11 protein-coding genes and 1 pseudogene are annotated in these 13,385 nt (G+C 60.7%); 2 read left to right on the top strand and 10 right to left on the bottom strand.

Annotated elements, in window-relative coordinates; genetic code table 11:
• Nucleotides 1–139 precede the first annotated feature (139 nt).
• Nucleotides 140–1,129, top strand: a pseudogene (gene ilvA, locus JZ00_RS00110) (threonine ammonia-lyase, biosynthetic); the annotation flags it as partial.
• Nucleotides 1,130–1,526: 397 nt separating this feature from the next.
• Nucleotides 1,527–1,805, top strand: a complete 279-nt coding sequence (locus tag JZ00_RS00105) for a DUF1652 domain-containing protein (RefSeq protein ID WP_039590935.1) — start codon at nucleotides 1,527–1,529, stop codon at nucleotides 1,803–1,805.
• A gap of 73 nt (nucleotides 1,806–1,878) precedes the next feature.
• Here the strand turns inward: JZ00_RS00105 and JZ00_RS00100 are convergent, their stop codons facing one another.
• The 10 genes from JZ00_RS00100 to JZ00_RS00055 form a co-directional block, all read right to left on the bottom strand.
• Entirely contained in the window at nucleotides 1,879–2,820 is a 942-nt protein-coding gene (locus JZ00_RS00100; protein WP_039590934.1) for a carbohydrate kinase family protein, read from the bottom strand.
• A 12-nt stretch (nucleotides 2,821–2,832) separates the two neighbouring features.
• Nucleotides 2,833–4,320, bottom strand: coding sequence for a xylulokinase (gene xylB, locus JZ00_RS00095; protein WP_039590933.1), 1,488 nt, complete (start codon nucleotides 4,318–4,320; stop codon nucleotides 2,833–2,835).
• A gap of 101 nt (nucleotides 4,321–4,421) precedes the next feature.
• Nucleotides 4,422–5,903 (bottom strand): mannitol dehydrogenase family protein, encoded by a 1,482-nt coding sequence (locus tag JZ00_RS00090; protein WP_039590932.1) that lies wholly within the window; start codon nucleotides 5,901–5,903, stop codon nucleotides 4,422–4,424.
• Nucleotides 5,904–5,919: 16 nt separating this feature from the next.
• Nucleotides 5,920–7,023, bottom strand: coding sequence for an ABC transporter ATP-binding protein (locus JZ00_RS00085; protein ID WP_030142682.1), 1,104 nt, complete (start codon nucleotides 7,021–7,023; stop codon nucleotides 5,920–5,922).
• A 39-nt stretch (nucleotides 7,024–7,062) separates the two neighbouring features.
• A complete protein-coding gene (locus tag JZ00_RS00080; protein WP_039590930.1) occupies nucleotides 7,063–7,893 on the bottom strand; it encodes a carbohydrate ABC transporter permease in 831 nt (276 codons plus the stop codon).
• Between the two features lie 10 nt (nucleotides 7,894–7,903).
• Complete coding sequence (locus tag JZ00_RS00075) at nucleotides 7,904–8,836, bottom strand: carbohydrate ABC transporter permease (RefSeq protein WP_039590928.1); 933 nt, start codon at nucleotides 8,834–8,836, stop codon at nucleotides 7,904–7,906.
• Nucleotides 8,837–8,999: 163 nt separating this feature from the next.
• Complete coding sequence (locus tag JZ00_RS00070) at nucleotides 9,000–10,310, bottom strand: ABC transporter substrate-binding protein (RefSeq protein ID WP_039590926.1); 1,311 nt, start codon at nucleotides 10,308–10,310, stop codon at nucleotides 9,000–9,002.
• Nucleotides 10,311–10,496: 186 nt separating this feature from the next.
• Nucleotides 10,497–11,402 (bottom strand): AraC family transcriptional regulator, encoded by a 906-nt coding sequence (locus JZ00_RS00065; RefSeq protein WP_039590924.1) that lies wholly within the window; start codon nucleotides 11,400–11,402, stop codon nucleotides 10,497–10,499.
• A gap of 82 nt (nucleotides 11,403–11,484) precedes the next feature.
• Nucleotides 11,485–12,774 (bottom strand): glycosyltransferase, encoded by a 1,290-nt coding sequence (locus JZ00_RS00060; protein ID WP_039590922.1) that lies wholly within the window; start codon nucleotides 12,772–12,774, stop codon nucleotides 11,485–11,487.
• Nucleotides 12,775–12,849: 75 nt separating this feature from the next.
• Complete coding sequence (locus tag JZ00_RS00055) at nucleotides 12,850–13,221, bottom strand: response regulator (protein WP_039590920.1); 372 nt, start codon at nucleotides 13,219–13,221, stop codon at nucleotides 12,850–12,852.
• Between the last annotated feature and the right edge of the window lie 164 nt (nucleotides 13,222–13,385).

The raw sequence follows: 13,385 nt of genomic DNA, 5'->3' as shown, positions 1-13,385 counted from the left end.
TCCACACCATTGCGCAGCCAGCCAAGCATTATTACCGCCATTCCTTATTGGCGGGCTAGCTGACGGCTGCACCGAACCCGCCCTAGAGGCGGGTTTTTTCTTTCTGTCTCCGGGACTCTCTCAGAACCAGGAGACCGCCATGACCCCGACCAGCGCCGAGCAGGATTTGCTGGAACATTACGTGAAGAAAATTCTCGCCGCGCCGGTCTACGAGCTGGCGGTGGCCACGCCGTTGCAGGCGGCTCCTGCGTTGTCCCAGGCCTTGGGCAACCGGATCCTGCTCAAGCGTGAAGATCTTCAGCCGACCTTTTCCTTCAAGATCCGCGGTGCCTATAACAAGTTGGTGCAACTGACCCAGGAGCAGCGCAGCCGTGGTGTCATCACGGCCTCGGCGGGCAATCATGCCCAAGGCGTAGCGCTGGCGGCACGGGAGCTGGGCGTTTCGGCCTGCATAGTCATGCCGCTGACCACCCCAGAGCTGAAAGTGACGGGTGTGCGTAGCCGAGGCGCCGAGGCGCTGTTGCACGGCGAAAGCTTCCCGTTTGCCCTGGCGTTCGCGCTGGACCTGGCTCGCCGGACAGGGCGGGAATTCGTTTCGCCGTTTGACGATCCGGATGTCATCGCCGGCCAGGGAACCGTTGCGATGGAAATCCTGCGCCAGCATCCGGGCCGGCTGGACGCTATTTTTGTTCCGGTGGGCGGCGGCGGCCTGATCGCCGGGGTGGCGGCATATGTCAAATACCTGCGTCCGGAGATCCGCATCATCGGCGTCGAATCGGAACACTCCGCATGCCTGCAAGCCGCACTGGCGGCCGGCACACGGGTGACGCTCCCTGCAGTGGGCACCTTTGCCGATGGCGTGGCAGTGGCGCAAATCGGTGCCCATGGTTTCGATATATGTCGTTTCTGTGTCGATGAAGTGATGACTGTAGCCAATGATCAGCTCTGCGCAGCGATCAGGGATATCTATGACGATACCCGCTCGATCACCGAGCCCTCCGGCGCGCTGGCGGTGGCAGGTATCAAGCAATACGTGGCGCAAAGCGCAGCGCAAGGCCAAACGCTGGTTGCCATCAACTCCGGCGCCAACATCAACTTCGACAGTTTGCGCCACGTGGCTGAACGCGCAGCGGTGGCAATCGCCTGATTTTGAATGGCGCTGCACATATTTTTGAGTCACCCGACGGATGCCCGGCCATGAAGTCGAAATAATGGCTACTCTGAGCCTGGCAAGCCGAACGGCGCGATTGCAGTTTGCATGGAAGAAAGACTGGCTCCATGCATTTTGCATGACCCGTACGTCGGCCTTGCTGGCTAAGTCTTTGATTTGTCACAACCTGGATGTATCAGGATATGGGCATATTTATTGCGGCTGGATACAGGAGCCCGATCTACGGGCCCCAACACCAGAAACGCCAAAAATGAACGAACGGCACGGCATTCCTAGTCCAGTCCGCAGGGAAGAATCGGACGAAAATACCGCCGTCGTGAACATAAATTGGCTGGCTCAACAGGAGAGAGTTGCCATGTTTTTATCTGCCCTCGAAATGCGAAACATCATTGAAAGCAGCCTGCTGCCCAAGCGGTCCCAATGCACGTTGTCACCGGACCTGTCCATGACCGTCAAGATCTACGACGATCATGAAACCGATCGTGTGGCGCTGATCAAGAGCGACATCGATGCCACCAAGCTCACGGGCTGCCGTGCGATCAATGATCTGATTGCCGAACTGCGGACCGAACTCGATCACGGCCAGGGTTCAGGGAATTATTTCCATCAGCAGCATCGAATGAGCGGGCGCTAAACGTAGTCCGGCTTTCTTGACTTGACGCCCGGGTCCGATCCCTTCGAGCCCGGCGTCGAGTCTCTGAAGACGTTTATTGGTCCAGTTGCTGGCGGTACGGCAGGTCCGGCCCGGTTTTAGTGCAGGTCAACGCAGCAGCGCGCATGGCGAAGTCGAGCATCTTGCCGATTTGCCCAGCGTCCAGCGAATGCAAACCCTCCACATCATCCAATTGCTGTTCGGTCAGCCAGGCGATCAGTGCCGCCTGGAAGGTGTCGCCTGCGCCCACGGTATCGGCAATTTGCACCGGGCAAGCGGGGAGCGACCATACCCCATGCTGGCGGCTGAACACCGTCGCGCCCTGGCCACCACGGGTCAGGAATGCCAGTTGGCAACGATGCTCCAGCCAGCTACCAATGACCACCTGCGGGTCTTGGCCGGGATACAGCAGGCTCAGGTCTTCATCGCTGACTTTGATCAGGTCGGCATACTCAACCAGTGTCGCGATCCGCGAGCGCCACAACTCGATATCCGGTTGCGGGTTGAGCCGCACGTTCGGGTCCAGGCTGATTAAGCGTTTGCCGCTCTCGCGCTGAACCAGCGTAAGCAGCGTGTCGCCGACTGGCTGCACCACCAGGGAAAACGAGCCGACGTGCAAGCCGCGCACCTCCGGACCCAGCTCCGGCAGATGTGCCAGGTTCAGTTGCCGGTCCGCGCAGCCTTCGCCACGGAAGCTGTAGTGCGGCGAGCCATTGGCCCCGACGGCGACCATCGCCAAGGTTGTTGGCGCGTCGAAATCATGGGCAAACCGAGTGCTGACGCCTTCATCGACCAGCACTTGATGCAGGCGACGGCCCAGGTAGTCAGTGGAAAGCCCGGTAAGCAGCGCCGATTCAACCCCTAGCCGACGCAGTCCCACCGCCACGTTGAAGGGCGAGCCACCGGCAATCGCCTTGTAATTTACTTGCGAAGCCGGAGTTCCCGCTTCGTTTGCGCTAAAGAAATCAAACAGCGCTTCACCACACACCAAATACATAATTGCCTGCTCTCAAAGGGTCGCGACGTGTTGCCGATAAATTTCATAAGCCTGCTGGGACGCTTCGACACGCGCAGCGTTTGGCCGGGTTTCGCTGGCCGGGTCGAGCTTGACGCAGCGCTCGCAGAGTTCGGCCAGGCCGTCTTGCGCGCCTGAATGACACCACGCCGCCTGGATCGCCGCACCCAACGCAGCCGCCTCGCTCTGCTCGGTGCAGATGACGGTGGTGTCCATGATATCGGCGACGATCTGCCGCCAGGCCGCGCTCTTCGAGCCGCCGCCGATCAAGCGGATGCTTTGTGCCTTCAGGCCGTTGGCGCGCAACAGGTCCAGGCCGTAGCGCAGGCCGAACGTCGTGCCTTCGACGACCGCGCGGCACAGATTGGCCCGGGTCAGGTTGGTGGTCGTCAGCCCGAGGAGGCTGCCGGTGGCGTGGGGCAGGGCGGGGACGCGTTCGCCGTTGAGGAACGGCAGCATGCAGACGCCCTCCGCACCGATCGGCGCCTGGGTTACCAGGGTGTTGAAGGTGTCGATGTCCAGGTCCAGCAGCTCGCGAATCGCCCCGGTGGCGTTGGTCAGGTTCATGGTGCAGATCAGCGGCAGCCAACCACCGCTGGAAGAACAAAAGGTTGCCACCGACGCTTGCGGGCTGACGGTAGGCTCCGCTCCAAAGGCATACACGGTGCCAGAGGAGCCGAGGCTCATGGTGATTACGCCGGGCTGGATATTACCGGTGCCGATGGCACCCATCATGTTGTCACCGCCACCGCTGGATACTATCGCCGCGGGATTGAGCCCCAGGTGCGCGGCGATTTCCGGCAGGATCCGGCCGACGGGTTGGTGAGCCTCGATCAGTTCGGGCAACGCCGATTGCAGTCGGCCGCTGGGGTCGATATGGCGCAGCAGCTCGACGTCCCATTGGCGGGTGCGCACGTTGAAATAGCCGGTGCCCGAGGCATCGCCGTATTCGCTGCAATGGCGGCCGGTGAGCCAGTAGTTGAGGTAGTCATGGGGCAGCAGGACACTGGCGATGCGCTCGAAGACCAGGGGATGCTGTTGCTGGGTCCAGAGCAGTTTGGAAACCGTGTAGCCCGGCGCAATCACCACGCCGAGGCGTTCAAGGCTGCCGTCTTCACCGCCCAGGTGCGCCAGGAGTCGGTCGTTTTCCGGCGTGGTCTCGGTGTCGCACCACAGTTTTGCCGGGCGCAGCACCTGACCTTGGTCATCGAGCAGCACCAGGCCGTGTTGCTGGCCGGAGACACCGATACCGAGGATGGCGCGGCCGTCGACGTTCGCGTCTGCCAATGCCTGTCGAGTGGCCTGGGTGAACGCATCGAGCCATTGCTGGGGGTCTTGTTCACGGCGGCCGTTGGCACCGCTGATCATGCTATGGGCAGCGGCGCCCTGGCCGAGCACCTGGCCACTGACCGAGTCCAGGATCAGGGCCTTGGTGCCTTGGGTGCCGCAGTCGATGCCCAGGAACAATTGTTGGTTTGCCATGGAAATCCTCGGATCAAAAGAACAAAACACAAAACCTGTGGCAATGGAATGACTTGTGGCGAGGGGATGAATCCCCTCGCCACAAAAAATGCGTCCAGGCATTAATCCGCTTCAGCCAGCACCCGCTCAAGCGTTCTCGTTACCCCATGCTCGCGCAGGCTGTTGCAACACCACTCGAAGGCTGCCACGAATTCGGGTGATCGGGGGATAGCCGTGCCAAAAATTTCTTCCACGTCCAGCATCCGCTGGGTCACCAGGACATCATCGGCCACCAGTGCCTGGCAGAACGCCGCGCGAGGGTCGGGGATCGAATAGGTCGTGCCATTTTCGTCGACGCCCTTCAGATACACCGCCCAGGCCGCCACCACCAATGCCGCGCGGCGGGTCTCGCCCCCATCGGCAATCAGGCGATTGATGGTCGGCACGGTGAATTTCGGGAATTTCGACGAGCCATCCGAACACACCCGTTCCAGTTGGTCGGCGATGGCCTGGTTGGAGAAGCGCTCCACCAGGGTGTCCTTGTATTGCGTCAGGTCGATGCCTGGCACGGGCGCCAACTGCGGTGTCACGTCCAAGTCCATATACGCGCGGATATAGCGCACGAACAACGGGTCGTTCATGGTTTCGTGGACGAAGCGATAACCCTTGAGGAAACCCAGGTAGGTCAGGGCAAGGTGGCTGCCGTTGAGCAGCTTGATCTTCATTTCTTCGTAGGGCGACACGTCGTCGGTGAATTGCACGCCGACGTTTTCCCAGGCCGGGCGACCATTGACGAACTTGTCTTCGAGCACCCACTGCACGAACGGCTCGCACACCACTGGCCATGCGTCATCGACGCCATGCTCGTCATGCAGTTGCAAGCGGTGGGCGCTACTGGTCATCGGCGTGATGCGGTCGACCATGGCGTTGGGGAAGCTCACGTTCTGGTCGATCCATTGGCCCAGCGCAGGATCGCGCAGCACGGCGAAGGCCAGCAGCGCCTTGCGGGTGACGGCGCCGTTGTGGGGCAGGTTGTCGCAAGACATCAGGGTGAACGCCGGCGTGCCCTCGGCGCGGCGCTTGGCCAGGGCAGCGCAGAGGAAGCCGAACACGGTCTTCGGCTCGTCGGGATGGGCCAGGTCGTGCTGGATCTGCGGCAGATGGGCCATGAACTCGCCGTTGCTGTCGTCGATGCAGTAGCCACCTTCGGTGATGGTCAGGGAGACGATGCGGATCTGCGGGTCGGCCAGTTTGTCGATCAATGCCTGGGCGCTGTCTTCGGCGAGCAGCATGTCGGTGATAGCGCCGATCACGCGAACTTCGGTGTCGTCGGTGTCGCCCAGTTCATAAAGGGTGAACAGGTAATCCTGGCCGGCCAGGTCATCCCGGGCGCGGCGATCGTCCGGGCGAAGGCCTACGCCGCAAATGGCCCAGTCGAGGCCTTCGCCAGTGTTCATCAACGCATCGGTGTAGTACGCCTGGTGCGCACGGTGGAAGCCACCGACGCCGATGTGGGCGATGCCTTGGCGTCGGTCGTCCAGGTTGTACGCGGGCAGGACGACCTCGGCGTTGAGGTTGTGCAGGTTCTGTCGGTTGAGTTTCATCGCAAAATCTCGGCTATCAGGCGGCAGCGCGCAGCGCGCGGGAAACCGCTACGCCCTCGGCATCGAATAAATGGCAGTGTTCGGCGTCCAGGTGCAGGTCCAGTTGCTCGCCGAATCGGCTCGCCAGGTCGCCGCGCACCCGCATGGTCAAGGCTTCGCCGGAAGCGGTGACGACGTGGCAGAAAGTGTCGCTGCCCAGGCGCTCGCTGACATCGGCGGTCACCCGCAGCGTGCAATCGCCCGGTTGGGCCAGGTTCAGGTGTTCCGGGCGAATCCCCAGTGTCACCGCGCCGCCGACGCTCAGGTTGGCACCACTGCGCGGCAGGTTGATACGCGTGCCGGCGTCCAGCAGCACTTCACAACCCTGGCCGTCCAGAGCGGTGACCTTGCCCTTGAGGAAACCCATCTTCGGCGTGCCGAGAAATCCGGCCACGAACAGGTTGGCCGGTTGGTGGTACAGCTCCAGCGGCGAGCCGACCTGTTCGATGCGCCCACCGTTGAGTACGACGACCTTATCGGCCAGGGTCATGGCTTCGACCTGGTCGTGGGTCACGTAGATCATGGTCGCTTGCAGTTCTTTATGCAGGCGCGCCAGTTCCAGGCGCATCTGCACGCGCAGGGCAGCGTCGAGGTTGGACAGCGGTTCGTCGAACAGGAAAATCTTGGGATTGCGTACGATGGCCCGGCCGATTGCCACGCGCTGGCGCTGGCCGCCGGACAGTTGCTTGGGCTTGCGCTCGAGCATCGGTCCCAGTTCGAGGATGCGCGCCGCTTCGTTGACCTTCTTCTCGACGTCGGCTTTGGGCACGCCGGCCAGGTCCAGGGCGAAGGACATGTTCTTGCGCACGCTCATGTGCGGGTACAGGGCGTAGGTCTGGAACACCATCGCCAGGTCGCGCTTGGCCGGGCTGACTTCGGTAATGTCCCGGCCATCGAGTTCGATGGTGCCGTCGCTGACCTCTTCCAGGCCGGCGATCAGCCGCAGCAACGTGGACTTGCCGCAGCCCGATGGGCCGACAAAGACTACGAATTCACGGTCGTTCACCTCAAGGTCGATGCCCTTGATGATCGAGAAACCTTCGAAACCTTTTTGCAGATTCTTGATTTTCAGGTTGGCCATGATGATGGGCCTCCACTTCGGATAACTGTGTAGGGCGCGTTACTTCACCGCGCCGAAGGACAAACCGCGCACCAGCTGTTTCTGGCTGATCCAGCCAAAGATCAGGATCGGCGCGCAGGCGAGGGTCGAGACGGCGGACAACTTGGCCCAGAACAAACCTTCCGGGCTGGAGTAAGAGGCGATCAACGCGGTCAGTGGCGCGGCTTTGGACGAGGTGAGGTTCAGCGACCAGAAGGCCTCGTTCCAGCACAGGATCAGCGACAGCAACACGGTGGAGGCCAGGCCGCCCTTGGCGATCGGCAACAGGACGCGGACCATTTCCTGCCACAACGTGGCACCGTCCAGGCGCGCGGCTTCGAGGATGTCGCGAGGAATGTCCTTGAAGTAGGTGTAGATCATCCAGACCACGATGGGCAGGTTGATCAGCGTATAGATGATGATCAACGCGATACGGGTGTCCAGCAGGCCAAATTGCTTGGCGAGCAAGTAGATCGGCATCAGCACGCCCACCGGCGGCAGCATCTTGGTGGAGAGCATCCACAGCAACGTGCCCTTGGTACGTTGGGTTTCGTAGAACGCCATGGAGTACGCCGCCGGCACTGCAATCAGCAGGCAAAGGGCGGTGGCACTGAAGGAAATCACCACCGAGTTCCAGGCGAAGCTGAAGTAGTTGCTGCGCTCGTTGATGTGCAGGTAGTTCTCCAGCGTTGGCGCGAAGATGAACTGCGGTGGCGTGGCGAAGGCGTCGATCTCGGTCTTGAAGCTGGTCAGCACCATCCAGAAGATCGGGAAAAAGATCAGGATCGCGATGGCCCAGGCCAGCGTGCCCAACAGCAGGCTTTGCAGGCGACGGGATTGTTGAAGAGTCATGGCGACGGCCTCAATGCTTGTCGGTGAGGTTTTTGCCGATCATCCGGACCAGGATGATGGCGGCGATATTGGCGATGACCACGGCAATCAAGCCTCCGGCCGACGCCATGCCGACGTCGAACTGCACCAGCGCCTGGTTGTAGATCAGGTAGGCGAGGTTGGTGGAGGCATAGCCTGGGCCACCGTTGGTAGTGGTGAAGATTTCGGCGAACACCGACAGCAGGAAGATGGTCTCGATCATCACCACCACGGCAATCGGGCGGGCCAGGTGCGGCAGGGTCAGGTGCCAGAAAATGGCGATGGGGCCGGCACCGTCCAGGCGCGCGGCTTCTTTCTGTTCCTGATCCAGCGACTGCATGGCGGTCATCAGGATCAGGATCGCGAAGGGCAGCCATTGCCAGCTGACGATGATAATGATCGACAGCAACGGGTAATGAGCCAGCCAGTCCACTGGCTGGGCACCGAAGAGCTTCCACACCGAGGCGAGGATCCCGGAGACCGGATGGAAAATCAGGTTCTTCCAGATCAGCGCACCGACGGTGGGCATGATGAAGAACGGCGAGATCAGCAATACCCGCACGATGCCGCGACCGAAGAACTCACTGGCCTCCAGCAAGGCGCTGATCAATACCCCGAGCACGATGCTGATCAGCAGCACGCTGCCCACTAGCAGCAACGTATTGGTGGCACCAGGCATGAAGCCCGAGTCGGTCAGGAAATAGGTGAAGTTTTCCAGCCCGACGAATTCGTTCTCGCCGGGGTAGAGCAGGTTGTAGCGGATCGTCGAGAAGTACACGGTCATGCCCAGCGGCACGATCATCCACAGCAGCAACAAGGCGACCGAAGGGCTGACCAGGAACCAGCCGGGGTTGGCCAGTCGGATCTTGCGGGCTGGCGGGGCTATTTCGATGGGGGCTTTGACTGTTGTCGTTGAGCTATTCATGAGCGCTTACTCTTATGCGACACATTCCCTGTGGCGAGGGAACTTGCTCCCGCTGGACCGCGCAGCGGGCCCATGCCGATCGGCAATCGTTCCGATCGCCAGGGCGGGCTTCGCCCGCCAGCGGAAGCAAGCTTCCTCGCCACAAATGGATATTTACAAGTCTTTACTTGGGGTACCCGGCGCGCTTCATCTCGCGTTCGGTGGTGGATTGGGCGGCGGTCAACGCCTGGTCCACGGTCTGCTGGCCGGTCAGCGCACCCGAGAAGAACTTGCCCACTTGGGTACCGATGGCCTGGAACTCGGGGATGGTCACCAACTGGATGCCAATGTAGGGCACGGGCTTGAGGGTCGGGGCTTTCGGGTCGGCGACTTTCAACGACTCCAGCGTCACCTTGGCAAACGGCGCGGCTTTCATGTACTCGTCGCTGTAGGTGGAGGTGCGGGTGCCCGGTGGTACGTTGGCGATGCCGTCGGTCTTGGCGACCAACTGACCGTACTCCTTGGACGTTGCCCAAGTGGTGAACACCTTGGCGGCGTCCTTGGCTTTGGAACTGGTCGGGATCGCCAGCGACCAGGAATACATCCAGGAGGTGCCTTTTTCGGTTTTTTCGTGGGGGGCGAAGGTGAAACCGACGTGATCGGCCACTTTGCTCTGGGTCTTGTCGGTGACGAACGAACCGGCGACGCTGGCATCGACCCAGACCGCGCACTTGCCGCTGTTGAACAGGGCCAGGTTTTCATTGAAACCGTTGCTGGAAGCGCCCGGCGGGCCGGACTTCTTCATGTTGTCAACGTAGAAGTTCAGGGCATCCTTCCACTCGGGTCCATTGAATTGCGGCTGCCACTTCTCATCGAACCAGCGCGCGCCAAAGCCGTTGGCCAGGGTCGTGATCAGCGCCATGTTCTCGCCCCAACCGGCCTTGCCGCGCAGGCATAGGCCATATTGTTCCTTGGTCTTGTCGGTGAGCTTTTCAGCGAACTCACCGATCTGGGTCCAAGTCGGGTGTTCGGGCATGGTCAGCCCGGCGTCCTTGAACAAATCTGTGCGGTAGTAAGTGATCGAGCTTTCGGCATAGAACGGCAGGGCGTACAGCGAGCCCTTGACCGACAAGCCATCGCGCACGGATGGGAAGATGTCTTCCAGGTCATAGGCGGCGGGCAGGTCCTTCATCGGTTCCAGCCAGCCCTTGGCACCCCAGAGTGCGGCTTCGTACATGCCAATGGTCAGCACGTCGAACTGCCCGCCCTGGGTGGCGATGTCGGTGGTCAGGCGTTGGCGCAGGACGTTTTCTTCGAGCACCACCCAGTTCAGCTTGATGTCCGGGTGCTCGGCCTCGAAGGTTTTCGAGAGCTTTTGCATGCGGATCATGTCGCTGTTGTTGACGGTGGCAATGGTCAGGGTTTGCGCGCCGAAACTGACGCTGCTGAGGGTCATGCAGGTGGAGACAAGCAGAGCTTTTACCGAAGGTTTCATCGCGCACTCCTTTTCCGCGCCCACGGGCTGCAGAAGGACAGTTATTGTTTTTGTGTCTTCCGGATGAGAGGAAGAATGTGCGCTGATTACAGCCCTCAATGGACGGCGTGACAAATCATCCGTCGCACTTTGACTGATACTTTTTTGCACTGGTTGTATTTCAAGGGAGCCGTGCGAGGCGAATATTCAGCCCTGGTTCTGCTCGGTCAACCGCTGCACCGCCAGCCGCCGGTAGTGGGACGGGGTCATGCCCTTGAGTTGCTGGAAGCGCCGGTTGAAGTTGGAAATATTGTTGAAGCCCGACTCAAAGCACACATCGGTCACCGGTTTGTCGCCATCGGCCAGCAGTTCGCAGGATTTGCTGATGCGCAGTCGATTGACGAATTCGATGAAGCAACGGCCGGTGGCTTGCTTGAACACTCGGCTGAAGTAAGTGGGCTTCATGCCCAGGTGCTCGGCGACTTCTTCCAGGGGCAATTCCCGGGCGTAGTGCGCGAAAATGTAGTCCACCGCGCGGTTGGTGCGGTCGATGCTGTGCTCATCCGCCGCTTGTGGGGTAGTAGCCCCGGACAGCAATTGATAATCGTCGCAGCTCGCCAGCAGCTCCATCAGAATGAAAAAGTAGCCCAGCCGGCTCATTCCTTGGGCGTCGGCGATGCGTTGCATCAACGTCATGGCCTGGCGAATGGTGCGTTTGCAGCGAAATTCGATGCCGTGCTGGGCGCGTTCGAGCAGCGGTGCCAGTGTCTTGAGTTCGGCGAACACTTGGTTGCCGCTTTCAAACAGCTCGTCGGTGAAGTTCACCAGCATGTCGCGCTTGGGTACCACCTCATCCTCGGCCACCTGGCTGATCCAGTTATGGGGCAGGTTGGGGCCGGTGAGGAACAGCGACTGGGGGGAAAAATTGCCGATGTAGTCGCCGATGAAGACCTTGCCCGAGCTGGCGACGATAAGGTGCAGCTCGTATTCCTTGTGGAAATGCCAGCGCACCAGCGGGCAGGGGAAGCCGTGCTGGCGGTAGATGATGGACAGCCCGTTGTGGTCGTCCATCAACTCGTACGAAGGGTCGGTGACTCTGGCTGTGCGGGTCATGGGCTTGGTGCTTTTGTTGTTATCGCCGCTGGATAATGCCCCCTTCGGCGCCCGCGTTCCAGCCCCGGGAACAATGAGGGACTCAGCTGTTGCGGTTCTTTTCTTCGATCCATTGGGACATGTACTGGGTACTCTTGTGCTGGTGGTGGCGCAGCATGCTGCCGGTGAAGTTATCCCGGCGGCGTCGTGGCAGATCGGCACGGCACGCATTGAGACTGTCAATCAAGGCCGGACCGTGGACCTGCCTGCGGAAACGTTCATTGAGCAAGGCCAATCCGGCCTGCTGGGCATGGGTCCAGCGCGCCGGGTCGCAATACAACTGCACGGCGGCTGCGGCGATGTCTTCGGCGCTCTGGGCGATCACGCCGGGCCAGGGCATGCCGCCGTGCATGGCTTCGGCGCCCACGGGCGTGGTGATACTGGGCGTACCGCAGAGCATGGCTTCGATCAGCTTGCCCTTGATGCCGGCACCGAAACGCAGTGGCGCCAGGCAGATGCGTGCCGCGGACATGACCTGCAAGGCGTCCTCGGCCCAGTTCATGATATGAAATCCTTGGTTCGGATTGTGCATTGCCGCCGCCTTCGGCGGAGTGTAGGCGCCGTAGAGGTGCAGCTGCGCACCGGGCAGTCGTTGGCGAATCAGCGGCCATACCGCATTTTTCATCCAGAGCACGGCGTCCCAGTTCGGTGCGTGACGAAAGTTGCCGATGCTGAGGAAATTCGCCCGGGCTTCGTAGGTGGCGAACGGTTCAATGGGCAGGTCCAGCATCAACGGACACCAGAGCAACAGCTCGCGGGGCACGTTGAAGTGTTCCACCAACAGCTCGATTTCGAATTCCGACACCATCAGGTTCAGGTCGCAACGGAACAGGGCGGCAATTTCCCGCCTGGCCAGGTCAGTGTCGGCCATCAGCTCGAATTCCTCGCGCAGGGCCGGCGCGAACAAGTCACTGAAGTCCTGGGAGGCTTCATCGGCCTTCAAGCGATCTTTGAGTCGCTGGTGCCGCGCATGACGCAGGCTTTGCAAGTCCGAGGTTTCCAGCACGCGCAGTGCATCGGGGCAATGTTTCTCGACGCGCCAGCCAAACTGTTCTTCCATCATGAATTGGTCGAACAGGACGATATCTGGCGCCAATTCAGCGATGAATGCGTCGAAGCTGCTGTTATTGAGTTCGATCGGTACTTCACGGATGCCCAGGCCGACCAGGTCGGCGCGGTTTTCGCCGGGCTTGGCGGGGCTGCTGAAGGTGATGTCCCAGCCTTGTCCGAGAAAGGCCTCCAGGAGCTGCATGACATGCCCGCCGGCCGCCGATGAACGTGGCTCGGGCCAGACATAGCCGATAACCAGGACTTTGGTGGTGGGATGGGGCATGGCGGGCGATCCTTGGAGCGTTTCAGGCGCGGGCGGCGCGCGGGGCGCCGATAGTGACCAAGAATGCGCCTGGGCTCAAGAAAGAATCTTTTTGACCTTGTCCCGCAACTGATCGATGGAGAAGGGCTTGCCGATCACCGACATGCCTTCAGGTACATCGATGCTTTCGGCATAACCGCTGGCAAACAGCACCGGCAGTTGCGGCCGCTCGATTCGAGCCTGCTTGGCCAGTTCCCGTCCGTCCATGATCGGCAGGCCCACGTCCGTCATCATCAGGGCAATGGGCAGCTTGTCGTTGCGCAAGAACTCCAATGCCTGGCCACAACCGTCCGCCTCCAACACCGTGTACTTCAATTCCTCCAGCACATCGACGATCAACATGCGCACGATGGTGTCGTCTTCGACGACCAGAATGGTGGGGGAGGTGACAGGTGTGGGGACGGACATAATGGACTTCTCGAAAGATGGAATCGGGAGGGGCGATAAAAACGGCCTTAATGCATGAGTAAGTCGAGAGGTGGCACAAGTTCCCGAAGCTGTACAAGAAAGGATCTATAGTACAAGAGCTGACAAGGATAGTCGCATCCTTAAAACCGAGGTACAGCACCCTT

The organism is Pseudomonas frederiksbergensis, assembly GCF_000802155.2.
Lineage (GTDB): Bacteria > Pseudomonadota > Gammaproteobacteria > Pseudomonadales > Pseudomonadaceae > Aquipseudomonas > Aquipseudomonas frederiksbergensis_A.
Note: the sequence above shows the minus strand (reverse complement) of the source record. Positions and strands in the feature narration are given on the sequence as shown.

What these genes read in the sequence shown, in the direction of transcription:
- JZ00_RS00080 (WP_039590930.1), bottom strand. Translation starts at nt 7,893, where the DNA reads ATGACTCTTCAACAATCCCGTCGCCTGCAAAGCCTGCTGTTGGGCACG.
- JZ00_RS00065 (WP_039590924.1), bottom strand. Translation starts at nt 11,402, where the DNA reads ATGACCCGCACAGCCAGAGTCACCGACCCTTCGTACGAGTTGATGGAC.
- JZ00_RS00060 (WP_039590922.1), bottom strand. Translation starts at nt 12,774, where the DNA reads ATGCCCCATCCCACCACCAAAGTCCTGGTTATCGGCTATGTCTGGCCC.
- JZ00_RS00055 (WP_039590920.1), bottom strand. Translation starts at nt 13,221, where the DNA reads ATGTCCGTCCCCACACCTGTCACCTCCCCCACCATTCTGGTCGTCGAA.
- JZ00_RS00090 (WP_039590932.1), bottom strand. Translation starts at nt 5,903, where the DNA reads ATGAAACTCAACCGACAGAACCTGCACAACCTCAACGCCGAGGTCGTC.
- xylB (WP_039590933.1), bottom strand. Translation starts at nt 4,320, where the DNA reads ATGGCAAACCAACAATTGTTCCTGGGCATCGACTGCGGCACCCAAGGC.
- JZ00_RS00105 (WP_039590935.1), top strand. Translation starts at nt 1,527, where the DNA reads ATGTTTTTATCTGCCCTCGAAATGCGAAACATCATTGAAAGCAGCCTG.
- JZ00_RS00085 (WP_030142682.1), bottom strand. Translation starts at nt 7,023, where the DNA reads ATGGCCAACCTGAAAATCAAGAATCTGCAAAAAGGTTTCGAAGGTTTC.
- JZ00_RS00100 (WP_039590934.1), bottom strand. Translation starts at nt 2,820, where the DNA reads ATGTATTTGGTGTGTGGTGAAGCGCTGTTTGATTTCTTTAGCGCAAAC.
- JZ00_RS00075 (WP_039590928.1), bottom strand. Translation starts at nt 8,836, where the DNA reads ATGAATAGCTCAACGACAACAGTCAAAGCCCCCATCGAAATAGCCCCG.
- JZ00_RS00070 (WP_039590926.1), bottom strand. Translation starts at nt 10,310, where the DNA reads ATGAAACCTTCGGTAAAAGCTCTGCTTGTCTCCACCTGCATGACCCTC.